Origin of the sequence: Bacillus tianshenii (assembly GCA_020524525.2) — a bacterium.
In the GTDB taxonomy this organism is placed as follows: Bacteria; Bacillota; Bacilli; order Bacillales; family Bacillaceae_N; genus Bacillus_AV.
The window spans coordinates 3,628,122-3,651,046 of record CP129018.1 but is presented as its reverse complement, the minus strand read 5'-3'; the positions used below and the strand labels follow the sequence as shown (position 1 = coordinate 3,651,046).

Here is a 22,925-nt window from a genome sequence, read left to right as displayed (position 1 = left end):
ATGGTCGGGGGCGGTAATTGATTACTGTCAACCTTACTCACAGCCCTCGATGCAAACTTTTTTGAAAATATCCCCAAATTTCATCTTTATTTCAGTTTTGCTGGTTACATTGTAGCTAGAAAAGATAGGAGGGCTGAAATTGAAATATAAACGTTCAATCTTTTTTATCTCTATTATGACAATGCTTCTTTCTCTTATTACTAGTCAATCTATTCTTGCTGATGATGACTATGACGAATATGAAGAGCATGAAGGTTATGATGAACATGAAGAAGACGATGATGATGACTATGATGACTACAAAGGTGAGGAATACGAGAAGGAACCCAGGTTTGAAAATACAATCGAAATGAAAGAAACATGGCACACTTGGTCAAGAAGTGCGAGCAACCATTTATCCTATGAACAATTGCCTTTTATGAAAGAAAATCAAGCTTACATTACTGTGGATGAAAGCCGCATTCAAGCAAAGGTGATTCCATACCAAGGGCAAATTTATGTTCCATTGGCGTCCATTTCAGCTTTATTGGGAGCTGAGTATCATTATTATGAAGACATCAAAGCATGTGAAGTTATTCTAAACAACCATCATTTAATCATGAAGGAAGGCTCAACCGTCGTGTACGAAGATATGAAGAAAACACCGCTGCCTCAGCCTGTCCTAACCTCAAATAATGAGTTATTCGCCCCTTTTAGTGTGATAACAAATGGGCTTGGCTACACAGTTACATGGGATGAAAAGGATGGTTTTCTTATAAAAGAAGGAGCGGATACGAGTGGCGAAAAATAAGTGGATCAAATGGGTTGTTGGAATTAGCAGTGTCAGTTCGGTTGTTGCTATATTTTCCGTTTTGACTACCAATGAAGAAGCTACAGAAGCCCCAACATTAACGGCTTCACTCAATCAGGATGCGGTTGATAATCAACAACCAGTCCTTGAGCTTGAGAAATTAAAACAAAATGAGCTGAAAAAAAGAGAAGAATGGATTTCTTCCCTAGACTGGGAGGAAGGCAACTGGGATGTGAACCAAACAGATAAAGGAATCGTTTTCACGCCAGCACAAAAGAGTGAGGGTTTACCACCATCAGAAAATCGTACAAGGAGATCGTAAATGATGACCTTAAAAAAAGCGAAAAGATACCTAGCTTTACAGGCGATGAATACCGATATCGTTATCCATGGAACCACCTGCACCTCTAATTGGACAGAGGAAATCAAGCAGTGGTTTAAAGATTTTGAGCACCATTATTCACGGTTTCAACCTAATAATCGTTTGGAGCGTTTTCATCAGGCAAAGGATTTTGTCGTGGTTGAACCAGAGCTCTTTGACTTAGTGAAGGATGCAATCGACTATGCGCGTTATACAGATTGGTATTTTAATCCCTTCATACGAAAGAGACTGGAAGCATTAGGGTATGACCGGTCCTTTGAGTGGGTTCAAGACGGCTGGACAAACGATAATCTAGATCATTTTCATCCCCTTCCAGATGAACCATATAAATTTTATCCGGCCATCCATGCAATTGAAAAGCTAGTCACCGAACCGATCGATTTAGGTGGAATCGGAAAAGGCTGGAGTGTCGATAGAGCGGCTAAAATGATGAAAAATAATTATGACATAACAGAAGGAATGATTAATGCGGGCGGTGATCTATGCATATGGGGCGAGAACGAAAAGAACATCGGAATCGCCGACCCATTCAACGAAAACAACGATCTCGCACATTGTACGTTAAAAAATGCAGCAGCCGCTACCTCAAATAAAGTGTTCCGAAGCTGGAAAGGAAAGAATAATATTCACCTTCATCATTTACTTCATGGAAAAACTGGCGTCCCTGCAGATAGCGATGTCGTTCAAGCCACAGTTTTCGGGCATAGCGCTGCAGAGTGTGAAGTCATTGCAAAAGTTCTTTGTATGCTCCCTTTTACAAAAGGAATAAGCTGGCTAGAGGAAAAGTTTCCAACAGCCGCATGTGTCCTTGTTAATGAAGATGGCAGAATTGCATTCAGTCGTACGATTAATCATTTTGTTAGAAAGTTGGAACTAGCATGAGTGTATGGGCTCAAACATGGGAGTGGATTCGGGCTTCAGGTATCTCGTCGTATTTCCTGTTGTTTTCATCCGTGCTTACAGGTGTCTTGTATCGCTCGAAAATGATCTTAAAAAAGTATCATCCCGCACTGCTTGTCATTCATCAAACAACAGGGTGGTTTGGCTTAATTATTGGATTGTTTCATGGCTCCATGACCGTGATCGATAATTACATTTCATTTTCTCTTTTAAATCTTTTTATCCCGTTTTCGAGCGAATACCAACCAATATTAACAGGGTTCGGCACCTTGTCATTGTACGCATTTTCACTTATATATCTAACATCAGATTTCATAAAAAAGATCGGCAAAAGATTATGGCGTACGATTCACATGCTTGCCTTACCAGCGTACTTCCTTGTGTTTATTCATGGGGTTTTATTAGGAACCGATTCTGAGAGCTTGTGGATGATCATCTTCTATACCTTTACGTCCGTAATGTTGGGCTCGCTAATTTTTATGGTTCGCTTGAGGAGCGCTTAAATAAATCCTTGCAGTAGTGAACTACACAATCTCTCGTTGCATTTTCTTCGGCAAGCCTTGGAATACGAGCGTGTAAGAGTGGGCAATGAGCTTTTCAACAAGCTCATAAGGAACATCGGAACCAAAGTAAATAGAATTCCAATGCTTCTTATTCATATAATATCCAGGGACAATCCCTTCATATGTCTCTCGCAGCTCTTCTGCCCGATCAGGATCACACTTTACAGTTAGAATCGGCTTTCCTTGAGAATCCCCACCCATTAAGACATACATCTTCCCACCAACGAAAAAGCGATCCGCTTTCCATTCTTCTTGATAGTCATGGGTGGTTCCTTTTAGGTGCATACAATAGTTATGAATCATTTGTTTATCCATACTCATCCTTCTTTCTTTTTAGCTGAATCGGGAAAAGTCCCTCTCGTCTATTTTTCTCAATTTTCAATAAATCAAACAATATTATACATTAAATTCCATAAAAGAAGTACGTAATAGTTATTTTTTACAAATAATCCCTCTATTTATGCTATAATAATTACATTTCCAGTATGTTAATAGATTAAATGCAAATGGAGGTATTATCATGAGGCGGCGAAGCTTATTGTTAGTGATCCTCACATTGTTCTTACTGACAGCGTGCAATAACCAAGAGGAAGCTGCAACGAAAGAGGTCGACAAACAGGAAATAGAAGAAACAAAAGAACCGAAACAGAATTACGAATCGATTGAGCTTGATGTATCGCGTGAAGCGTTGAGGAATCTGCCAGGTGGAACGATGATGGAGCATTTACCATATGAAGAGGATGTTCAGGAATTCAATGGGTTCCATCTACCTGAACTCTCACCTGAGGTTGAAAGTAAATTGCCGGATAAGCTGCAAGAGCTGACAGAGTCTGCTGATGACATAGACACAATAAAGAAAGGGCTGCTCTCTCTGCTTGCAAGCCCACACTATGAAAAAGTAATTGATCAATCAGAAAACTATAAACCTCAATTTCAAGAGCCTTATTTACCTGACCCGACAAAATCAGAAAGTCAAGAAAAGAAAGAAGCTCCTAGTAAAGCAATCATTCTACTTGATGCCAGCTCAAGTATGCTGCTGCAAGCAGACGGAAAGATGAAAATGCAGATTGCAAAGAATGCGGTAAAAAGCTTCGCACAATCCATTGGCCAAACCAGTGAGGTTTCGCTCGTTGTCTACGGCCATAAAGGTTCTGAAGCTGACAGTGATAAGGAGAAGTCATGTTCCGGAATTGAAGAAATCTATCCAATGGGAGAATACAAGAAAGAAAGCTTTCAAGAGGCGGTTAACTCATTTGAAAGTAAAGGATGGACCCCGCTTGCAGGAGCGATTCAAAAAGCGACTGACATGAGTGAAGGATATGAAGGCGGAACGACGGTTTACATAGTAAGTGATGGTGCTGAAACATGTGGCGGTGACCCTGTTCAGGCCAGCAAAACACTTGCTGCAAGCAACACGAACAATGCGGTAAATATTATCGGATTTGATGTAGATGCTGAAGCAGAAAATCAATTGAAGGAAGTAGCAGAGGCTGGCAATGGAAACTACTATAAAGCTGATAACCCACAAGAGCTAGAAAACACGATTCAATATGAGTGGTTGCCGTCCTTTATGGATTTAGCGTGGGCACATACAATGGCTCCAGACGGCTGGGAAATTGGAGATGAATATGATAACGCAGAAGAGTTCCCGCATAAGCTTTGGTATATCGGTTGGCGTGAAACGCTTCGAATCGATGAAGCCATTGAAGTTATGTCCGACAATGAATGGATTTCAGAAGAACAAGCCTCACAATTGGAGGAATGGTCTGACAAACGCCAGAAAGCCATCAAAGAATTGTATTACACACTCGCTGAAGAAAACCGTGATAAAACTGATGCCAAAGCCGCTGCGATTCGCGATAAGATTGATAAGTGGGTCGAAAAGATGAGAAAATTAAAAGAAGAACGCGGCCAGACATGGTTTAATGAGTAAACAAATTGAAACTGCTCCACAACCTCTCGTTGCACTTTCTTCTTGCTAATGATGGACTGCCATAATTCCTGCGAATCTTAATTGTCGCAAGAAGAACAGCTAACCAACAAGTTAAACAATACTATAGAAAAAAGTAACATAAAGCCTGTAAATCATGTAAAGTTTCGCTTGTGCTTTATGACCTTTTAGAAAATCCTAATAAACCAATAGATGAAATATGGCATGATGAAGTTATCTGTCCGAATTGTCAGGATGGAATATATATTGATCAACCTTCTCGTTGATTGGCTGAACAAATTGGGATAGAAGGAGCTGTTTTAATGGAAAAACGGATAACATATTCAATGAATGGTCCAGATAACTTTGCTGAGTTAGAAACTGTATATGAAGCTTTAGGGTGGAATTCACTTAAGCTAACCTCCTCTGATTTAGAAAAAATGTGCAAACAGAGCTGGTATGCGATTTATGCCTATGATGGCGAACATTTGATAGGCATGGGACGAATTATTTCAGATGGTGTTATTACTGGCATTATTTGCGGGCTAGGTGTTTTACCAAGCCACCAATCTAACGGTATCGGAAAAGAAATGATGAAAAGAATGATTGAACATTGTGAACAAAATGGTGTTATTCCACAACTTATGTGTGAAGAAAGCTTAGAAGCTTATTATGAAACGTTTGGGTTTGAAAAGTTTGCAATCGGGATGTCAAAGCGAGGAAAACGATAAGCTTCAAGTCAAAGTCGCCTAGTCTGGTCAGGAAACCCACATATACAAAAAAATTGATTTCTTGACTTAAATCAATGAGGCCTACGCAGAGCTAAGTTAAACTCATACATGAAATCATGTATGAGGAGGTTCTTTATGAGAACAAGTACAGCTCGAAACACACAGCAAAAGGCTGCAATCATTTCCGGGGCAGCTTTGCTAATCATGACCGTTTCTGCATTTTTTTCATATGGATATGTACACAGCTCGATCGTTATTAATGGTGATGGCTTAACTACACTAAAAAACATCCAAGCATCTGGTTCATTGTTTAAATTGGAAATTATCGGATGGATCGTTATTATTATGATGGATTTATTAGTCGCGTGGGGGTTTTATATTTTCTTGAAACCATTTCAGCGAAAACATGCGTTAATAGTTGGTTTGCTTCGCTTGCTTTACACAGCAATGCTTGGAATAGCAGTATCACATCTAGTTATTGTCAACAATACCGTTGCAAAAGCTTCGTTTGGAGAACCGGTGGATAGAGCCGCTTCACAAATTATGTTATCGTTTGCATCTTTTGAATCGATCTGGTCAATGGGACTGATTATCTTTGGGTTGCACCTTATAATTACCGGTTTTGTAGCATGCAAATCAAATCAAGTGCCCAAATTAATTAGCAGATTGGTCGTTGTAGCTGGTTTTAGCTATACACTTGTTCATGTCATGTATCAACTTATTCCTCAACTTGACCGTTTAACTGGAATATTGGAAACCATTCTTATAATACCAATGTTTTTTGGTGAACTGGGTTTTGGTATTTGGCTATTGGCGAAAGGAAGAAAACTGCCATCTGCCGATTAATCTACAACTCTCAGATGACTTGCTTCTGTGCGCTTTTTAATGCGACTAAGGGATTCTGGCGTAATTCCAAGATAACTGGCTAGCTGATACTGAGGCACTCTGTTGATCAAATCAGGTCTCTTTTCGACCAATGCATTGTATCTCTCTTCCGGCGAAGAAGCGATGAAGGAAGCAAAATCATCACGCATGTTACCGATATCTTCTTCAATCATTTTACGGGTCATCATTTGTAAGACCGGATGTTTATCGTACATGTCCTGCTCTGTAGATAAATCACCTACTACGAGTGTACAATCTTCCAAACAGCTAAGTGAATATTTTGAAGCTTTATCAATAGCATGTTGGTTGAAGATCGTAACACTTTGCTCTTCTGTGAAAAAATTAAACGTAGTCTCTTTTCCATCTGCACTCACAGCATATTGGCGAACACAGCCTTCTAAGACAAAATAACATTTATTAGGAACATCTCCTTGTTGTAACAGGATGGTCCCTTTCTTAAAGGAAGCAACAGGAACATCGGTCGTAAGTTTCCTTAGCTCTTCTTCACTGAGGCTTGAAAAACGTTTCATGTATTTAATGAGGAGCTCTTTCATAGCCTCCCCTCCTTTTCATTTGTTTTGCACTCCCCTTATTATATCAAGATTTATCTGGAAGCAGAACAACCGACGAAGAGAAAGGGAAAGAATAGCTTATCAAAAAAATAAGCGATTCACCCCAAAGCTACAATAATGGAATGAATCGCTCAAAATTCTGTTTCATATGTTAAAGGTTAATCTTTACCTCTGCGTCTTCACGAAGCTTTTTCACAATGGATTGAGTGGCTTCTGCTTTCTTTTGCCCTTCTACCTGCTCTTTCAATTTTGGTTTCATTTCCTCAAATGAAGGCATTTTTGCTTTTTCTCCTCCACCCATTTGAGACTGCATTTTTTTCGTCTGTTCGTACGCTTTTTTCAGTTCTTGTTCGGTTACCTTGACCTCACCATGCTTGCTTTCGATAAGCTGGTCGACCTTCACTTGTGTTTTTACTTGTGACATGACTTCTTCCTTGTCCATTCCTTGCTTCTCAAGCATCTTCATCAGTTTCTCTTTTGATTCAAGTCCATTTTGCTTCACGACTTTATCGAGAAATTGATTAACTTCTTCCTCTGAAGCCGTATAGTTTCCGCTGTTTGCCTCTTGGGTAAGTAGCTCTTGGTTTACCATGCCATCTACAACCTGTTTACGCAATTGCTCCTGATTCACTTCTTGTCCAGACATTTGAGATTGAAGTGCTGCTTGTTGGAACTGACCTGTATACACATCTTCGAACTCTTTTCGAGGAATATCTTCACCATTTACAACAGCTACTACCTTAGGTACGCCTTCAAAGTCAGGCTTCGGCATTTCTGGCTGTTTGCTCGTTTTTTCTGATTTCTTATTTTCTGCAGACTCTTCTTGCTGTGTTTCTGCTTCCTTATTTGTGTCTTTCCCTGCTTCTTCTCCATTACCGCACGCGGCTGTGACAGATACGAGTGCTACAAGTAATAAGCTTAATAGCCACCTTTTATTCATTGTTGCTCTCCCCTCCATCTTCATACTGTCGGCAATTGTAAGATATCATCATTCAAATGTAAAGCAATGTCTATTTCCTTGTATTCAAATCATGATAACGCGCCTGCTACAGTTGTTCGAAAGCGTTCAATATTTTCTGGCATGTGAGCTGGAATTCAAACAACTTTTCCTGTTATAGAGAATATTCATATACCTTCCATTATCCGCCTCTATCATTTCTCTATCCTCAATCGCGTATTGGTTTTCTGTAGATATTTCCATTCGAGAGATTTTACTCACCAGAACTGATACTAATGCTTTATCTTAGTGGGGGACTCTCTTCATTTATTGGCTCCGCATTGAATAATAAATCCTCAGTAATCTTTGCAATTCGGTCTACATTGTTTAAATAAATAAAATGTGTGCCATTTAGTACTTCATATTTTGCGTGTTTACCAATCCGCTCAAGATGTTTATATTGATATTCCTGGGGGGTCATTTTAGCCTTCTTAAACTGTGTATTCGAAGTTTCGTAGGTCTGTTTCGAAATGATTTTAAAATACGGGACAGATTCAGGGAATGGTAAATCAATAGTTTGTTTTATAAATTCAGAGGAACTTGCCATCTGCTCTAAAAGAGTGTTATTGATTGAAAAGCCCGCAAAGATAACCATCTCACTTATCTCTTTTTCTGAATATCCATTTGAAAGTAGTTTCTTTTTGTTTACGGTTAAAGGTGCTATAAATGAAAGGGTGCCTATTGCTTGTTGAAATTTTGCAATCGGAAGGATAGATTTTATAACGGCCGGCATTTCTGCATAAAAAGCAGTAGATGTCCCGTCAAGAGAGATAATAGCTTCTACTTCTTCCGGATATTTTGCCGCATAATGCTCACTATAAACGCTTGATATTGAGTGCGGCATCAAAACATACGGTGCTTTAAAACCCGCCTGGTACAGTGCAGCTCTTATTTCTTCAACATAATTTTCACTGGTACGCGGCTTTGATGTTTCACTGCTAAAACCTACACCAAAATACTCGACAATAACAACCTTGTATTTTTCACTGAGTTTACGCATGAGTGGTGCAAAATCAGCAGTCGGAAGCCCAACACCCATACCAGGTAGTAATACAATTGTTTTCTCTCCACTTCCCATTGAATAGACATGCATATGTCCGTCTTCAACGTCAACAAATTGGCCATAAGGCTTTATTTGTTCTAATTTCCTTTTAAAATATGTAGAATGTATAATCCAACCAATTAACATAAGGACCGCAATCACTCCAACTATTATGCCGAATATCATCATGATTTTTCCCCCCTTTTCACTTTAAGATTGGCCCTAGTTGTTCGTTATAAGATGCTCATCATATTCCCTTTTAATCATAATGGAGATCTGTTACCTCAAATGTAAACCATGTAAAATCACCTTCAGCCAACTTCCATGTTATCTCCCCTCTACTTGGTACCGCAATGCCATCAAACGACCGAAACTCTCTCATCGTGATTAACCATGTCTCTAATGAATAGTCGCCTTCCCTTTCCATATATCGCTCTGCTTTAAAACGAATCGGCTCGGATTTTTCATTAAAAGTAAAAACACCTGATGCTTCAATGCCCTCATAGCTCATCGTTGCTTTCGCAGTATGTTCATCGATTTCTTCCCAAGTTATATAACCTTCTAACGCAGCAGTCGGATACCAAACTGATTCAGCCAAATAACGCAATAGCGATCCTTGGTCGATTTCATTCCCTTTCGCATTCGCCACCGTTAATAACGATAGCACCTTAATTAACATATGCCCTCGCCCACCCACATAACAGTCTCTCCCTGCAATATGAAAAAACGGCGCAGCTTTAATATCAGCATGCCAAATAAAGCTCGGTTCGTGGAGTGCTACAAATTGCTTCGCCTTCACTCTCATCCAAGGCTTATCCTTTGCTAACCTCAGCGAAGCTTTCTGTTTTATATCTACAGTATTCATTACCTTTTTACCAATAACTCCTGAGTGGGAAAGCCAGTTTTGAATAGGTGTTGGCAGGTGTGCGATGTCATCTTTTTTAATTATTTGGTCACTGGCCTTCACACTGCTCAATAAATGCTGGATTTCTTTCTTCACCATCTTATTGAAGGAGAATTTTGCAGTAAGGACTATAGCTATAGTCAGTAGAATAATGGTGGACACAATGGAAATGACAAGCATGGAATCCTCCTTAATTTCTCTGTGTTCTCTTTAATAAAGGTTTCTTTAGCTTCTAAAAAAACCGCAATCATGGCAATTCTTCTAATGAAGATTGTCATGTTGCGGTTTTGGTTGTTGTTTTTGGATTTGGTTTTTTTGATAGAAAAGTGGAGTGGATAAGCTATGCTTTGACACTTTATCATAGCGGGGGACTGTCCCCAATCGCTGAATATAATGTATGATAATACTTTTTAATTTCTTCTTTAAGCTTTACAGGAGCTGATTCCCAGCGTATCAAATCGATCTTTAGCAAAGTTTCTACTTCCTCTATTCTTTCCATAAATAAAAGCCATTGATATTCCTTCATTTGTGGTGCAATTACAGCAAGGTCAATATCAGAGCGCTCAGTATAATCACCATAAGCCCTAGAGCCGAACAATAATATCTCTTGAATATCTGGGAAACATTTGGCTACTTGATGAATTTGATTTGTAACATGTGGTGGAATCATTTGTTTTAACCTTTCACTTTTTCTTTTACAAACAAAAAAGTTGATTTCATTTCTGGAAAGTAAGTTTTGATGTTTTCTAAGATGTCCAATGCTAATTCTTCATTATATGTATGTGATGTTTCATTTCGATCCTTCAACATCTGAAGCCATGCGCTTTCATTTTCTAACCACCCAGCTTGGTATGCTTCTTTCAGTGTCTCTTTAGGTGTTTTTGTTTCTATTCCTTCAGACTCTAAAAGCCTTTTTAGTGTCTTCCAATACAATTCGATGGTAAATTCAAAGCGCTGTATTGTCCCATCTACCACAAGACTATTGCTTAGATCTTCTTTCAATGCTTCCTCTAACCGATAGAGAGCCTGCTCCAGATTAGAAACACTTTGATTTAACTTACGCTCAAACTTGTCCACAAGAATATCCCCCTCCCAAGTAATGCTTATTAACCTTATTATACTATTCCATTTGTTTGTTAAACAAGCTGAGGAAGTTCTTATCACCACTCACTTCCTCTCAAATATAGGTGATGCTCCTCTTGCTTGATTTAGTTATGATGGATGGCGTTGTTTGCGTATTGTTCTAGAAAAGATTGAATATCTGATAAGCTATGAAATCCCAATATTTCACTTTAAAATTACTTTACTACGTTAAAACTTTATCATAGCTGGAGACTGTCCCCAGCTACCCATAGTGGGTTGTCCCCCACCACACTTGTTTTCCTTAAAACAAAATAGAAACAAGAAAAGCCCTGCAGATTTTAATCAACAGAGCTTATTATATAACGCTTGTTCACAGCGAGAGACAGTTCCTAGTTTCCCCAAAAGATATAGAAGCTTATAATAGCAAATTCAAATCTATAAAAGATATGTACTGTTATAAATAAGTATATTTTTAGGTTAAAATGTAAAGTATCCAGCAGTAACAAATAAGATTATAGTAATATATTTATGTTACCTAATTTTAGACACAAATATTAATAAAAACCGGGATCATGTTTTCTTGCAAAGTCATTTGGATTAGATACAAGATAAATAATTCCTTCTATTAAACCAACTACTAGCGGTATATATGTCCAACATAAAAATAAATAAATGATACCCCATCCCCATCTACCAAGATAGAACTTGTGAGCACCAACTCCTCCAAGTAAAATGGCTAATACTCCAGCAGTTGTTTTACTTTTAGTAATTCTTCTTGAAAAACCGTTATCATTATTATTACTACTTGAAGAACTAGATGATGAACTAGAAGAACTTGCTCCACCTGCATTCATAAATACCATAGGTTGATTATTTTTGTTATTTTCTAAATTCTCTATTCTTCTATTACTCTCATTAAGTAATTCTTCTACACATTTTTTACAATAATTCTTACCTTTAATCTCTGTATTACAATTTTCACAAATAAACTTGCCGCACCCTACACAAGTCCCTACTGATTGATGGTCTTTATGAATGTAGCAATAGCTCACTTTAATAGCTCTCCTCCCAAAAGATTACAATTTAAGTATCTATAGTATATTAGTTCGATAGAATTGTTTTATAATACAAATTATACTACAAACAAAATCAAATTACTTCAAAAAAAGATAAATTTTTACTTTTAAAACAAAATTTTATCCAAAAATAATCTTTTTCAAAGTCTATATAATTTCTCCATAAAATTCATTGGTTTAAGTGTACATATCCTTTAAGCTTTTCTTTCTCATAAATACCTTCCTAGAGTATAACAACTCTAAAGAACCCTCTTGCTCAAACCCCATTTTTCCCCATCATCCACGAACATTCAGACTGTCCCCACCCCACAAACCAAAATACAAAACCTTATATTTTTTCCACTTCAAAACAACTAACCCAAACAAAAAAGCCTACCAACACTCGCTGGTAAGCTTTCTCCCTACTATTCACTTCTCTCCAACCAAGCAACATTCTCCACGTGCATCGTCTGCGGAAACATATCCACTGGCTGCACTTCCTTTGTCTGATATCCGCCGCCCTCTAAAATCTGCAAATCACGTGCCAAGGTAGCTGGGTTGCATGATACATAGACGATTCGCTTTGGCTTCATTTCTAGCATTGTTTGCAGTAAGGATTCGTCGCAGCCTTTGCGTGGCGGGTCGACGACGATAACGTCTGCATGGATGCCTTGCTTGTGCCACTGCGGAATGAGTGTTTCTGCTTCGCCTGCTGCGAATTCGACGTTGTTGAAGCCGTTTAGTTCTGCGTTTCGCTTTGCGTCTTCAATGGCTTCTGGGACGATTTCCACTCCGTATACTTTCTTTGCTTTCTGAGCGAGGAATAATGAAATCGTACCGATGCCGCAATAGGCGTCAATAACGGTTTCTTCCCCTGTTAACTGGGCGTATTCTAAGGCTTTATCATAAAGCACTTTCGTTTGCTCTGGGTTTACCTGATAGAATGAACGTGCTGAAATGGCGAATTTGATATCGCCGATTGTGTCATACAGGTATTCCTCTCCCCAAAGGACGGTTGTCTTATCACCGAAAATAACGTTCGTGCGCTTCGGATTGACGTTCTGAACGACGGAAGCGACTTGCGGATAGTGAGCTGTGATGCTATCAATCAGCTTCTTCTTATGCGGAAGCTGTTCGTTCTTTGTGACAATGACAAGCATCACCTGACCGCTGTTTCGGCTTGTGCGTGTCATAATATGACGCAGAGTGCCTTGGTGCTTCTTCTCGTCGTATGCACGAATGCCGTACTTATCCGCAATCCGCTTCACACCTTGAATGACCGTGTCATTATCTTCAGCTTGAATCAGACAGGACTCCATATCAATAATCGAATGACTGCGCTTCTGATAGAAGCCTGCAATCAGCTTTCCTTCACGCTCACCGACTGGTACTTGGGCTTTGTTTCGGTAATTCCACGGCTCGTCCATTCCAAGCACAGGGTGAACAGGAACGTCTGGCAAGTGGCCGATGCGTGCCATCACGTCCTTCACATGCTTCTGCTTATATTCAGCCTGGGCCTTGTACGACATGTGCTGGAGCTGACAGCCGCCGCATGGGCGATAGATCGGGCATGGCGGTTCGACACGCTCAGGGCTTTCTTCGATTAACGTTTCGATGCGTCCGAATCCGAAGTTCTTCTTTACTTTTGTCACTTTCACTTCTGCCCGTTCGCCTGGAAGACCGTACGGAACGAAGAGTGGGTAACCGTCTACTTTCGCAACACCCGCTCCTTCGTGTGTCAAATCTTCAAACGTAACAAAGACTTTGTCATTCTTCGTTACAGGTGGTTTTGGTTTTGTCATCGTTCTCTTCCTTTTCGTTTTAAAATTCTTCTATTATTGTACCATTACGTATGCAAAGGAAAAACCGCCCCGGAATGGACGGTTCTCTTAGATTTCTCCCATATCAGCTTGTTCAGTTCTTGGCACGAAAATATCAAGATGCTGATACAAGTTCACGAACTCACCCGGTAGTACGCCGCCGTACTCACCATCAAGGTTAAGCTGCATTTTATCCTCTGTATAAATCTTAACACGATTTGCTTTCGTATAAATAATTCGTTTGTCATTCACATGCTCACCGCGCAGGGCTTGTGAAGCGATACGGACAAAGTCTGCGACATTTGTCTTTTCAAGAATAAGTAGATCAAACATTCCATCATTCATAGATGCCTGTGGCGCAAGCTTCTCGAAGCCGCCGACAGAGTTTGTATTCGCGACTAGGAACAGCATGATTTCGCCTTCATAGAGCTTGCCATCATATTCAATGCGAACAGATACTGGCTTTAAGGAAGGCAGCATCTCGACGCCTTTTAAATAATAAGCAAGTTGTCCAAGAACCGTCTTCAGCTTACTTGGCACCTCATATGTAAGCTCTGTAAGGCGTCCTCCGCCTGCGATATTTATAAAGTAATGGCCATTCACCCGACCGATGTCAATTGGTTCGGTATGGCCTTGTGCAATGATTTCACACGCCTTATGAATCGAACGCGGCACACCGATCGCGCGCGCAAAGTCATTCGTCGTTCCGGATGGGATAATGCCGAGCTTCGGCCGATGAGGCATTTCAGCTAGGCCATTGACGACTTCATTAATGGTCCCGTCACCGCCAGCAGCAATCACAACGTCAAATTCGCGCTCAACCGCCTGCTTAGCTGCTCTCGTTGCACATCCTGCACCTGTTGTTGCATGACAAGACGTTTCGTAACCAGCTTCTTCTAATATTTGCAGAACAGACGCTAATTGCTTCTTCAATAATTCTCTGCCTGATGTAGGGTTATATATTAAACGTGCTCGTTTCATACATATCAACCTGCCAATCCAATTAATTCCACGTAAACTTTGATTAACATCATATATCATACGCCTTTTGAAGGCACTTTTTCAACTATAAAGAGATGGAATTATATAGAAAGCGGAGGTGAACCAAAGAATAAGGGCTCTCCGGAACAGGAGAACCGCTACCTATTTGCTATTCATTTGTTCCATTTAATATTTCTTCCTTCTTCCGCGTCCGATTATCAAGAAGGAGCTTAACGCCTCCACCAATCATTAGAATACACACAAGCGCTGTTTGAAGATAACGATTGATGACAAACCTTATATCTACTCCAAACATCTGCTCAATATGCGGTGAGAATGCCGGAATGAATATTTGATCCATTAAATAATAGAATCCGATGAATAACAAACCAAGACCAATCCATTTCTGATAACGCTGCAAAAATGAAAAAATCGGTTCATCTTCAACTTCAATTTGTTCTTCTGTCTGCGACGTGCGCTGTAAAGCATCAAAGAAACTATAAAACCAAACAATCGGAATTAAGAAGAAGAAAAGAGAAAGGCGCAGCACATCTAATACGTAAATCGAAAGCAGAAACGCTCCCATTAATTGAAGCCCGCGCTTTTGCATACCGAGATATAAATGTCCTGCCCCTGGAAAAACAGCAAGCATGACAGCAATGGTTTTACTTTTCTTCCCTTGGCGACGTGATGCCTCTAAGTCCTCAATAATCGAGCGGTCCTCAAGTTCCTCGCCCTGCTCCTTCTTCCCTAATAGTTGTAAAGCGTCAAAGAAGCTGTATAACCAAAGAACAGGCAGAATCCCCATAAAAACAAAAAACTCTCCTTGTCTCGAAAGAAACGAAATGAACAGAATCATAACAGCAATCCCAAAAAAACTCACGAGAAATGTAAACCCACGAGTCATAAGTCCAAGCTGAAAGTGACCAAGCCCCGGGACGAACGACAACAATATTGTAAAAAACCGTCCTGACTGTAATGTAGTTTGCTCCATGACTCCCTCTTGTTCATTCACCTGTTGCGGCTTGCGCATTAATGTCACAACCATATCAATCAGCGTGACAAACCAGATAAAACCTCCACCAGCTACCCCGATAATGAGCGGCACATCATCATGAATGAGAAAAGCCAGCCCTACTCCTCCTATAATTGGAAGGAAGAAACCAATCAGGTAGATAATACCACGAATTTGTTTTTCTAAGAAAATATGGCCTAAGCCAGGAATGATGGATAATAACAAAGCAATAGCAGGATTTCTATTCATCATTATGCCCCCTCTGTGATTCTTCTAACTTATCGATCAAGCTTACAGTTTTATTCATCATTTGATTGGAAAGAGGTTGATAGTCTGTTACCTGGTTTTGTTGTTCAACCTTGTCAGCAATCCCTGTCAGCGACTGAAAGACACCTGAACTCATTAGTAATAACGTACAAGCAACTGCAATCCCATAATGCTTGAGCGATTTCTTTTTACTCGGCTGGCGGGCTGCTTTTGTTTTCGTAAGCTGTCGCGATACTTGCTCAATGAATTGTGTGGAATCTTGAATAGAAGGAAGCGCCTCTTTCTCTGCTTCAAGCGCATAGGTATACGCAAGAAAGCATTCATCACACTGATAGAGATGTTCTTCCATTTGGCACTGCTCTTCTTCGGTTTTCCCGCCATCTATGTAACTCTTCCACTCAACTGTTTCATAGTGTCTCAATTGAAATCTTCCTCCTTCCAATTCTTCTTCATCCACTGCCTAGCTCGGTACAACTTTGTTTCTACAGTTTTTATAGTGACTTCTTCGTCTGAAGCAATTTCACGGCAGCTCTTTTCATCAATATAAAAAGCTTGTATCACGTCTCGATAATTCGTAGGCAGTTCAGCAAGCTTGCGGCGAATAGCTTCATGCTCTTCTTTCCTTATGACGAACGTTTCTAAGTTCTCTCCGCCAGCTTGTTGAATAGGTTCATGTACAGCCTCCACTTGGCGCATCGCTTTTCGTTTCATATCAATTGCATGGTTCACAGCAATGCGTGTCATCCATGTTTTTAATCCTTGAAACTGATAACGGGGAAGAGCGTAATAGATTCGAATGAAGCTCTCTTGTACAGCATCTTCTGCATCCTTTTCATTTCTCAAAATTGGATAGACTGCTTTAAATAATGGTTGGTGATAGGTCGCAACAAGTATACGGAAAGCATGTTCATTTCCTGCTAATACTTGTCGGACGAGCTTTTCATCCTCAATCACCCTCTCCCCCTTTCCTCTTTTTTCATATCCACTTTAATAGACGAACAATTTTCTCCTACCACTACACTTTATTGGAAATTTGTTTTCAAAAAAATAAAACCCCTGCAAAAATGCAGAGGTTTTCACGTATTGCGGATTTACTTTTCCAACGTCTTCTCAGCTGCATCAACGGTATGCTTCAACAGCATTGAAATTGTAACAGGACCTACGCCGCCTGGAACTGGTGTAATGGCGCTTGCTTTCTCCTTACACGCTTCATAGTCAGCGTCACCGATGTTTCCTTTGTTGTAGCCTGCGTCTAAGACAACGGCACCTTCTTTAATCCAATCACCTTGGATAAAGTTCGGACGGCCTACAGCTGCAACGACGATATCTGCTTGGCGAACAAGTTCAGGTAAGTTCTCTGTTTTCGAATGACAAGTCGTCACCGTTGCGTTACGGTTTAACAGCATCATTGAAACAGGCTTCCCGAGAATTGGACTACGGCCTACAACAACTGCGTGCTTTCCTTCAACAGGCAGATTGTAGTGATCGATAATTTGCAGAATCGCAGCCGGTGTACATGATGGGTACAATCCGAACCCGAAAGCTGTCTGTCCGAAGCCAAGGCTTGTTACCCCATCAACATCCTTATCAATATGAATCGCTTCGAATGCCGCGCGCTCATCAATTTGACTTGGAACAGGGTGCTGAAGCAGAATGCCGTGTACATTGTTGTCATTATTTAAATCATTAATTGTGTTCAACAGCTCTTCTGTTGTTGTTTCTTCTGGAAGATGGATACGACGTGATTCGATGCCAAGACGCTCACATGCGTTCCCTTTCATGCGTACGTAAGTAGCCGAAGATGGGTCTTCACCAACTAGAATTGTTGCTAGACAAGGCTTCACACCTTGTTCTGTTAACTTTTCTACTCGTGGCTTAAGGCTGTCTTTTACCTCTTGTGATACTAATTTACCGTCTAGAATAATTTGATTTTCCACTCTATTCCCTCCTGAAAAAATCAAAAGAGACATCTTCTGTCTCTGCCCAGACGACCGGCTTGGCTTACGACGCAGCTCCCTCGTGGTCTATTCCACTTAATGTCGTCAGTCACTGCGATTTTTCACTTACACGTAATATAACACACATTTTCCGAAATATCTATGTAAAATCATGAACAACTCAGTCAATTACAAGCAAATTCCGAACTTTAACCAATATATCAGTAAACTTATTCGCATATGGAAAAGCCGGTCTCTCTTGCATAAGAGAAACCGGCGAAGCTCGTTTTAGCGATTTTCCATTTCTTCTAGGATGATCTTGTTTACCATTGGTGGGTTTGCTTTACCACGTGTTTCTTTCATTACTTGACCAACTAAGAAGCCAAGTGCTTTATCTTTACCATTTTTGTAATCTTCAATTGATTGCGGATTATTATCCATGATGCCGACAACAATCTTCTTCAATTCACCTTCATCAGAGATTTGGACAAGCCCTTTATCTTTAACGATTTGCTCAGGGTCGCCGCCTTCTGTAATAAGCTCCTTGAAGACTTTCTTCGCGATTTTAGAAGAGATTGTTCCTTTTTCAATTAGAGAAATCATCTTCGCAAGGCCTTCTGGTGCAAGCTTCGTATCTTCAAGCTCAACCTGCTCTGCATTTAAGTATGCAGATACTTCACCCATCATCCAGTTTGCAGCCTGCTTTGCATCTGCACCTTTTTCAACCGTTTCTTCGAAGAAATCAGACATTTCCTTCGTAAGCGTTAATACCTTCGCATCATACTCAGGTAAGCCTAGGTCACGAACATAGCGCTCACGGCGAGCATCTGGAAGCTCAGGAATTTCTGTGCGTATACGTTCTTTCCATTCGTCATCGATATGAAGGTCAACAAGATCCGGCTCAGGGAAGTAACGGTAATCATCAGAGCCTTCCTTCACACGCATTAGAATCGTTTTCTTCTTCGCTTCATCATAACGGCGTGTTTCCTGCTCAATGACACCGCCTGAAATAAGCTCTTGCTCTTGACGCTTTTCTTCATATTCAAGACCTGCACGTACGAAAGCAAATGAGTTTAAGTTTTTCAGCTCTGTTTTCGTACCGAACTCTTCTTGACCTAATGGACGAAGAGAGATGTTCGCATCACAGCGCAGGGAGCCTTCTTCCATCTTACAATCGGAAACGCCTGTATATTGAATAATTGATTTTAATTTTTCAAGATACGCATACGCTTCTTCTGGTGTACGGATATCTGGCTCAGATACGATCTCGACAAGCGGTGTACCTTGACGGTTTAAGTCAACAAGTGAATGACCGTCGCCTGTATGTGTCAGCTTACCAGCATCTTCTTCAAGGTGAAGACGTGTAATACCGATCTTCTTCGTTTCGCCGCCTACTTCGATTTCAATCCAACCGTTCTCGCCGATCGGCTTGTCAAATTGAGAAATTTGATAAGCTTTTGGATTATCTGGATAGAAATAGTTCTTACGGTCAAACTTCGTATCTGTTGCGATTTCGCAGTTAAGCGCCATTGCTGCGCGCATTGCATAGTTCACAGCTTCACGGTTCATAACTGGCAGAACCCCAGGGTGCCCTTGGCAGATCGGGCATGTATTCGTGTTCGGGGGTGCACCGAATGCTGTTGAACAACCGCAGAAAATTTTTGTGTTCGTCTTTAATTCAACGTGGACCTCAAGTCCGATTATCGTTTCAAAGTTCATCTTCTCTCTCACCCCTTACAATTCTGGTTTTGCTTTATTATAATCTGTCGCTTGCTCATACGCGTGAGCTACACGATATACTGTGCTTTCATCGAAATGCTTACCGATAATTTGCAAGCCGATCGGAAGCTTATTCTCTGAGAATCCACATGGAACAGAGATACCTGGAACACCTGCAAGGTTCACAGGAATTGTTAAAATATCGTTCGCATACATTGTTAGTGGATCATCTACATTTTCACCAATTTTGAACGCTGGTGTTGGCGCAGTTGGTCCAATAATGACATCGTAATCTTCAAATACTTTTTCGAAATCATTTTTGATCAATGTACGAACTTTTTGTGCTTTCTTGTAATAAGCATCATAGTAACCTGAGCTTAATGCAAACGTACCGAGCATGATACGGCGTTTTACTTCCTCACCGAAGCCTTCGCTACGAGAAAGCTTGAACATATCGATCAAGTTCTCAGCATTTTGCGAGCGGACACCATAGCGAACACCGTCAAAGCGTGCAAGGTTCGCAGACGCTTCTGAAGACGCAAGCAAGTAATACGTTGCAACTGCATACTTCGAGTGTGGAAGAGAAACTTCTTCCCATGTTGCGCCCATGCCTTCAAGAACTTTCAATGCTTCAAGCACGGATTTACGTACTTCTTCATTAACACCTTCTGCTAGATATTCCTTCGGTACTGCGATCTTCAAGCCTTTCACATCGCCTGTTAGTGCAGCTGTATAGTCAGGAACCTCTACATTTGCAGAAGTAGAGTCCATTTTGTCATGACCGGCAATTGTATTTAAGATAAACGCATTGTCTTCAACATTACGTGTTAGTGGACCGATTTGGTCTAGTGAAGATGCGAACGCAATCAAACCGAAACGAGATACACGGCCATATGTAGGTTTTAAGCCAACGACACCACAGAAAGATGCTGGCTGACGGATTGAACCGCCTGTGTCTGTACCAAGTGCAAATGGAACTTGTCCAGATGCAACTGCCGCTGCAGAACCACCACTTGAACCGCCTGGAACGTGGTCTGTATTCCACGGATTGCGTGTACGTGCATAACCAGAATTCTCAGTAGATGAACCCATTGCAAATTCATCCATGTTCAATTTCCCGATTGCAACTGCTTCTGCAGCATTTAGCTTGTCAACAACCGTTGCGTTATGTAAAGGATCGAAGTTATCAAGGATTTTACTTGCAGCAGTCGTGCGCAATCCTTTCGTAACGATGTTATCTTTAATTCCAATCGGCATACCGAAAAGAACGCCTAAATCAGCCGCTCCACCGATTTTTTCATCTAATTCTTTTGCTTTGAGAACTGCTTCTTCTTCATTTAATGTCAAAAACGCTTTCACTTTATCATCGACTTCATGAATGCGTTTGTATGATTCTTCCACTAAGTCCTGCACCTTAATTTCTTTCGCTTGAAGCATTTGGTGCAGCTCGGACATCTTCTTATCAAATAGTGACATCTGTCATTCCCCTCCTTACTCTAAAATGGATGGTACACGGATTTGGCCGTTCGCAGAATCTGGTGCATTCTTCAGAACGTCTTCCTGTGTTAACCATTGTCTTGGCTCATCTTCACGTAATACGTTTTTGATATCTAATACGTGAGTTGTTGGCTCAACGTTTTCTGTATCTAATTCCTGCAACTGCTCAGCATAGCTGATGATCGCATCTAGTTGCTTTGTGAATAGCTCAGCTTCTTCTTCTGAAATCGCCAAACGAGCCAAATGTGCTACGTGCTTTACTTGTTCCTTATCAATACGGGACATACCCTTCACCTCCAAAGTTGATCGATCATTCCACAATACCATGATAATACCAAAAAAACGCGTCATGAAGCAAGATTTGATGAATTAAAGTCTTAAAGTATAAGGTTTTTTCACAAAACACAAAAAAGCCCGAAAGACTATGTTAGCCTTTCGGACCTTTCCATACATCAACTGTTACGTGCCGTGCACGTCTTTTTGATAATACTTCCCTTCTGTATGGAAGAATTCATTTTTTAGCTTCACGACAACATTACTTAATAACAGCAAGGCAATTATGTTTGGAATAACAACCGCTGCTAATGTGAAGTCGAGGAACTGCCAAAGCACCTTTGCACCGCCAATTGAACCAATAATAATCGAAATTAAATAGACAAACTTCATAACCGTTTTTGCAGTGCGGCCCATTAAGAACTCCGCCTGACGTCCGCCATAATAGGCAAGCATAATTAAAGTCGACACAACGAAAATGACCAATGCCCCTGTTAACACCATTCCGCCTGCTGAACCGAAATAATGTGCAAATGCATTTGTTGTTAAGCCTGATGTGTCATCCATGGCATTTGAATTTTTCCAAACACCTGATGAAAGAATGACAAAGGCTGTTGCTGAACAAATAATTAACGTATCAATGACAACACCTGTTAATGCCCATAAGCCTTGACGTACAGGGTGATCTGTTGTTGCCGAAGCATGGGCAATTGGCGCGGTACCGATCCCCGACTCATTCGAGTAAAGCCCGCGAGCAAAGCCCCAGCGAATGGTCGCTGCAATCGTTGCCCCTGTAAAGCCTCCAACTGGCGCTAATGGTTGAAAGGCGTGTGTAAAAATAAGTCCGAACACCTCTGGCACAGAGCCAAGGTTCATAAAGAAAATGACAATAACAGCACCAACATAGAAAATTGCCATAAATGGAACAACCTTTTCCATTACAGTCCCAATACGCTGAATGCCGCCAAGAACAACAACACCAACAAGAACGGCCATAATGATGCCTGTTACGATTGGCGGTAAGTTAAAGCTATCTTCCGCAGCTGAAGCGACCGCATTTCCTTGAACCATTGAACTTGGAATAATCTCAACCATAAGCGCAATGGCGAACCAAACACCGAGCCACTTCATGTTCAACCCTTTTGTCATATAATACATCGGCCCGCCAATGTATTCGCCATCTTCATTCTTTTCACGATAATGGACAGCTAGTACACTTTCAGCAAATTTAATTACCATACCAATTAATGCGATGACCCACATCCAAAAAATCGCCCCAGGGCCCCCAAACATAATTGCCGCAGGCACCCCAATAATGTTACCAGCTCCAATTGTACTCGCCAAAGCTGAAGTAAGTGCTTGAAATGGGGATACCGTGCCTTTCCCTTTTGGCTTCTTGAGAACTTTCCCAAATGTTTGACCAAAAATATAGCCCGCATAACGCAGATGAAAGAATCCTAATCGGAAAGCTAAGAATAGTCCGCTGACAGTTAAGAAAATGACAAGCGGAGGTCCCCATATCCAGCTCGAGAATGATGTAATAAGATCAATGACTTTTTGCATTTATTCGGAACCCTCCTTC

General features: G+C 40.7%; 25 protein-coding genes and 1 riboswitch. Of the genes, 7 read left to right on the top strand and 18 right to left on the bottom strand.

Annotated features, from left to right (window positions below; all coding sequences use genetic code 11):
* Positions 1 to 139: 139 nt before the first annotated feature.
* From LC040_18510 to LC040_18495, 4 genes are read left to right on the top strand one after another with little or no spacing between them, the layout of a single operon-like run.
* Positions 140 to 790 (top strand): copper amine oxidase N-terminal domain-containing protein, encoded by a 651-nt coding sequence (locus LC040_18510; GenBank protein WLR51132.1) that lies wholly within the window; start codon positions 140 to 142, stop codon positions 788 to 790.
* Positions 777 to 1,112, top strand: a complete 336-nt coding sequence (locus tag LC040_18505) for a hypothetical protein (protein ID WLR51131.1) — start codon at positions 777 to 779, stop codon at positions 1,110 to 1,112. Before LC040_18510 ends, LC040_18505 begins: the two co-directional genes overlap by 14 nt.
* The gene (locus tag LC040_18500; GenBank protein ID WLR51130.1) at positions 1,113 to 2,054 is read left to right on the top strand and encodes an FAD:protein FMN transferase; all 942 of its coding nucleotides are present in this window, start codon (positions 1,113 to 1,115) and stop codon (positions 2,052 to 2,054) included.
* A complete protein-coding gene (locus LC040_18495) occupies positions 2,051 to 2,575 on the top strand; it encodes a ferric reductase-like transmembrane domain-containing protein (GenBank protein WLR51129.1) in 525 nt (174 codons plus the stop codon). The genes LC040_18500 and LC040_18495 overlap by 4 nt, the downstream gene beginning before the upstream one ends.
* A 21-nt stretch (positions 2,576 to 2,596) precedes the next feature.
* Here LC040_18495 and LC040_18490 read toward each other — a convergent pair whose 3' ends face one another.
* Positions 2,597 to 2,950 (bottom strand): MmcQ/YjbR family DNA-binding protein, encoded by a 354-nt coding sequence (locus tag LC040_18490; GenBank protein WLR51128.1) that lies wholly within the window; start codon positions 2,948 to 2,950, stop codon positions 2,597 to 2,599.
* Between the two features lie 205 nt (positions 2,951 to 3,155).
* Between LC040_18490 and LC040_18485 the strand changes: the two genes are divergently transcribed.
* The 3 genes from LC040_18485 (at position 3,156) to LC040_18475 (ending at position 6,142) form a co-directional block, all read left to right on the top strand.
* Complete coding sequence (locus LC040_18485; GenBank protein WLR51127.1) at positions 3,156 to 4,568, top strand: VWA domain-containing protein; 1,413 nt, start codon at positions 3,156 to 3,158, stop codon at positions 4,566 to 4,568.
* A gap of 320 nt (positions 4,569 to 4,888) precedes the next feature.
* Positions 4,889 to 5,296 carry a GNAT family N-acetyltransferase gene (locus LC040_18480; protein WLR51126.1) on the top strand — a complete coding sequence of 136 codons (408 nt, stop codon included), beginning with the start codon at positions 4,889 to 4,891 and terminating at the stop codon, positions 5,294 to 5,296.
* A gap of 135 nt (positions 5,297 to 5,431) precedes the next feature.
* On the top strand, positions 5,432 to 6,142 hold the full coding sequence (locus LC040_18475) for a DUF4386 domain-containing protein (protein WLR51125.1): 711 nt from the start codon (positions 5,432 to 5,434) through the stop codon (positions 6,140 to 6,142).
* On the opposite strand, the gene LC040_18470 is transcribed toward LC040_18475, so the two are convergent.
* The 17 genes from LC040_18470 to LC040_18390 form a co-directional block, all read right to left on the bottom strand.
* Positions 6,139 to 6,735: a Crp/Fnr family transcriptional regulator gene (locus tag LC040_18470; protein ID WLR51124.1), complete on the bottom strand. Its 597-nt coding sequence runs from the start codon at positions 6,733 to 6,735 to the stop codon at positions 6,139 to 6,141. The genes LC040_18475 and LC040_18470 overlap by 4 nt on opposite strands.
* 169 nt (positions 6,736 to 6,904) lie before the next feature.
* On the bottom strand, positions 6,905 to 7,693 hold the full coding sequence (locus LC040_18465; protein WLR51123.1) for a SurA N-terminal domain-containing protein: 789 nt from the start codon (positions 7,691 to 7,693) through the stop codon (positions 6,905 to 6,907).
* A gap of 298 nt (positions 7,694 to 7,991) precedes the next feature.
* Positions 7,992 to 8,981 carry an alpha/beta hydrolase gene (locus LC040_18460; protein ID WLR51122.1) on the bottom strand — a complete coding sequence of 330 codons (990 nt, stop codon included), beginning with the start codon at positions 8,979 to 8,981 and terminating at the stop codon, positions 7,992 to 7,994.
* Positions 8,982 to 9,051: 70 nt separating this feature from the next.
* Positions 9,052 to 9,876, bottom strand: a complete 825-nt coding sequence (locus tag LC040_18455) for a hypothetical protein (protein ID WLR51121.1) — start codon at positions 9,874 to 9,876, stop codon at positions 9,052 to 9,054.
* A 178-nt stretch (positions 9,877 to 10,054) separates the two neighbouring features.
* The gene (locus LC040_18450; GenBank protein WLR51120.1) at positions 10,055 to 10,366 is read right to left on the bottom strand and encodes a nucleotidyltransferase domain-containing protein; all 312 of its coding nucleotides are present in this window, start codon (positions 10,364 to 10,366) and stop codon (positions 10,055 to 10,057) included.
* Between the two features lie 5 nt (positions 10,367 to 10,371).
* On the bottom strand, positions 10,372 to 10,773 hold the full coding sequence (locus tag LC040_18445; GenBank protein ID WLR51119.1) for a nucleotidyltransferase substrate binding protein: 402 nt from the start codon (positions 10,771 to 10,773) through the stop codon (positions 10,372 to 10,374).
* A 560-nt stretch (positions 10,774 to 11,333) separates the two neighbouring features.
* On the bottom strand, positions 11,334 to 11,831 hold the full coding sequence (locus tag LC040_18440; GenBank protein ID WLR51118.1) for a TM2 domain-containing protein: 498 nt from the start codon (positions 11,829 to 11,831) through the stop codon (positions 11,334 to 11,336).
* Between the two features lie 428 nt (positions 11,832 to 12,259).
* Positions 12,260 to 13,636: a 23S rRNA (uracil(1939)-C(5))-methyltransferase RlmD gene (gene rlmD / locus LC040_18435; protein WLR51117.1), complete on the bottom strand. Its 1,377-nt coding sequence runs from the start codon at positions 13,634 to 13,636 to the stop codon at positions 12,260 to 12,262.
* Positions 13,637 to 13,723: 87 nt separating this feature from the next.
* Positions 13,724 to 14,635 carry a diacylglycerol kinase gene (locus LC040_18430; GenBank protein WLR51116.1) on the bottom strand — a complete coding sequence of 304 codons (912 nt, stop codon included), beginning with the start codon at positions 14,633 to 14,635 and terminating at the stop codon, positions 13,724 to 13,726.
* Positions 14,636 to 14,804: 169 nt separating this feature from the next.
* A complete protein-coding gene (locus LC040_18425) occupies positions 14,805 to 15,899 on the bottom strand; it encodes a hypothetical protein (protein WLR53339.1) in 1,095 nt (364 codons plus the stop codon).
* The gene (locus LC040_18420; GenBank protein WLR51115.1) at positions 15,892 to 16,338 is read right to left on the bottom strand and encodes a hypothetical protein; all 447 of its coding nucleotides are present in this window, start codon (positions 16,336 to 16,338) and stop codon (positions 15,892 to 15,894) included. The genes LC040_18425 and LC040_18420 overlap by 8 nt, the downstream gene beginning before the upstream one ends.
* Entirely contained in the window at positions 16,335 to 16,868 is a 534-nt protein-coding gene (locus tag LC040_18415; protein ID WLR53338.1) for a sigma-70 family RNA polymerase sigma factor, read from the bottom strand. The genes LC040_18420 and LC040_18415 overlap by 4 nt, the downstream gene beginning before the upstream one ends.
* A 140-nt stretch (positions 16,869 to 17,008) precedes the next feature.
* Positions 17,009 to 17,854, bottom strand: a complete 846-nt coding sequence (locus LC040_18410) for a tetrahydrofolate dehydrogenase/cyclohydrolase catalytic domain-containing protein (GenBank protein WLR51114.1) — start codon at positions 17,852 to 17,854, stop codon at positions 17,009 to 17,011.
* A 37-nt stretch (positions 17,855 to 17,891) separates the two neighbouring features.
* A riboswitch (ZMP/ZTP riboswitch) is annotated at positions 17,892 to 17,977 on the bottom strand.
* Between the two features lie 165 nt (positions 17,978 to 18,142).
* Entirely contained in the window at positions 18,143 to 19,573 is a 1,431-nt protein-coding gene (gatB, locus tag LC040_18405; GenBank protein ID WLR51113.1) for an Asp-tRNA(Asn)/Glu-tRNA(Gln) amidotransferase subunit GatB, read from the bottom strand.
* A gap of 15 nt (positions 19,574 to 19,588) precedes the next feature.
* On the bottom strand, positions 19,589 to 21,049 hold the full coding sequence (gatA, locus tag LC040_18400; GenBank protein WLR51112.1) for an Asp-tRNA(Asn)/Glu-tRNA(Gln) amidotransferase subunit GatA: 1,461 nt from the start codon (positions 21,047 to 21,049) through the stop codon (positions 19,589 to 19,591).
* A 15-nt stretch (positions 21,050 to 21,064) separates the two neighbouring features.
* Complete coding sequence (gene gatC, locus LC040_18395) at positions 21,065 to 21,355, bottom strand: Asp-tRNA(Asn)/Glu-tRNA(Gln) amidotransferase subunit GatC (protein WLR51111.1); 291 nt, start codon at positions 21,353 to 21,355, stop codon at positions 21,065 to 21,067.
* Between the two features lie 174 nt (positions 21,356 to 21,529).
* The gene (locus LC040_18390) at positions 21,530 to 22,906 is read right to left on the bottom strand and encodes a sodium:alanine symporter family protein (GenBank protein ID WLR51110.1); all 1,377 of its coding nucleotides are present in this window, start codon (positions 22,904 to 22,906) and stop codon (positions 21,530 to 21,532) included.
* Positions 22,907 to 22,925 lie beyond the last annotated feature (19 nt).

Excerpts from the sequence above, each read along its gene's own strand:
- LC040_18500 (WLR51130.1), top strand. The coding sequence starts at position 1,113 with ATGATGACCTTAAAAAAAGCGAAAAGATACCTAGCTTTACAGGCGATG.
- LC040_18495 (WLR51129.1), top strand. The coding sequence starts at position 2,051 with ATGAGTGTATGGGCTCAAACATGGGAGTGGATTCGGGCTTCAGGTATC.
- LC040_18490 (WLR51128.1), bottom strand. The coding sequence starts at position 2,950 with ATGGATAAACAAATGATTCATAACTATTGTATGCACCTAAAAGGAACC.
- LC040_18485 (WLR51127.1), top strand. The coding sequence starts at position 3,156 with ATGAGGCGGCGAAGCTTATTGTTAGTGATCCTCACATTGTTCTTACTG.
- LC040_18480 (WLR51126.1), top strand. The coding sequence starts at position 4,889 with ATGGAAAAACGGATAACATATTCAATGAATGGTCCAGATAACTTTGCT.
- LC040_18475 (WLR51125.1), top strand. The coding sequence starts at position 5,432 with ATGAGAACAAGTACAGCTCGAAACACACAGCAAAAGGCTGCAATCATT.
- LC040_18470 (WLR51124.1), bottom strand. The coding sequence starts at position 6,735 with ATGAAAGAGCTCCTCATTAAATACATGAAACGTTTTTCAAGCCTCAGT.
- LC040_18465 (WLR51123.1), bottom strand. The coding sequence starts at position 7,693 with ATGAATAAAAGGTGGCTATTAAGCTTATTACTTGTAGCACTCGTATCT.
- LC040_18460 (WLR51122.1), bottom strand. The coding sequence starts at position 8,981 with ATGATGATATTCGGCATAATAGTTGGAGTGATTGCGGTCCTTATGTTA.
- LC040_18455 (WLR51121.1), bottom strand. The coding sequence starts at position 9,876 with ATGCTTGTCATTTCCATTGTGTCCACCATTATTCTACTGACTATAGCT.
- LC040_18450 (WLR51120.1), bottom strand. The coding sequence starts at position 10,366 with ATGATTCCACCACATGTTACAAATCAAATTCATCAAGTAGCCAAATGT.
- rlmD (WLR51117.1), bottom strand. The coding sequence starts at position 13,636 with ATGACAAAACCAAAACCACCTGTAACGAAGAATGACAAAGTCTTTGTT.
- LC040_18430 (WLR51116.1), bottom strand. The coding sequence starts at position 14,635 with ATGAAACGAGCACGTTTAATATATAACCCTACATCAGGCAGAGAATTA.
- LC040_18425 (WLR53339.1), bottom strand. The coding sequence starts at position 15,899 with ATGAATAGAAATCCTGCTATTGCTTTGTTATTATCCATCATTCCTGGC.
- gatB (WLR51113.1), bottom strand. The coding sequence starts at position 19,573 with ATGAACTTTGAAACGATAATCGGACTTGAGGTCCACGTTGAATTAAAG.
- gatA (WLR51112.1), bottom strand. The coding sequence starts at position 21,049 with ATGTCACTATTTGATAAGAAGATGTCCGAGCTGCACCAAATGCTTCAA.
- gatC (WLR51111.1), bottom strand. The coding sequence starts at position 21,355 with ATGTCCCGTATTGATAAGGAACAAGTAAAGCACGTAGCACATTTGGCT.
- LC040_18390 (WLR51110.1), bottom strand. The coding sequence starts at position 22,906 with ATGCAAAAAGTCATTGATCTTATTACATCATTCTCGAGCTGGATATGG.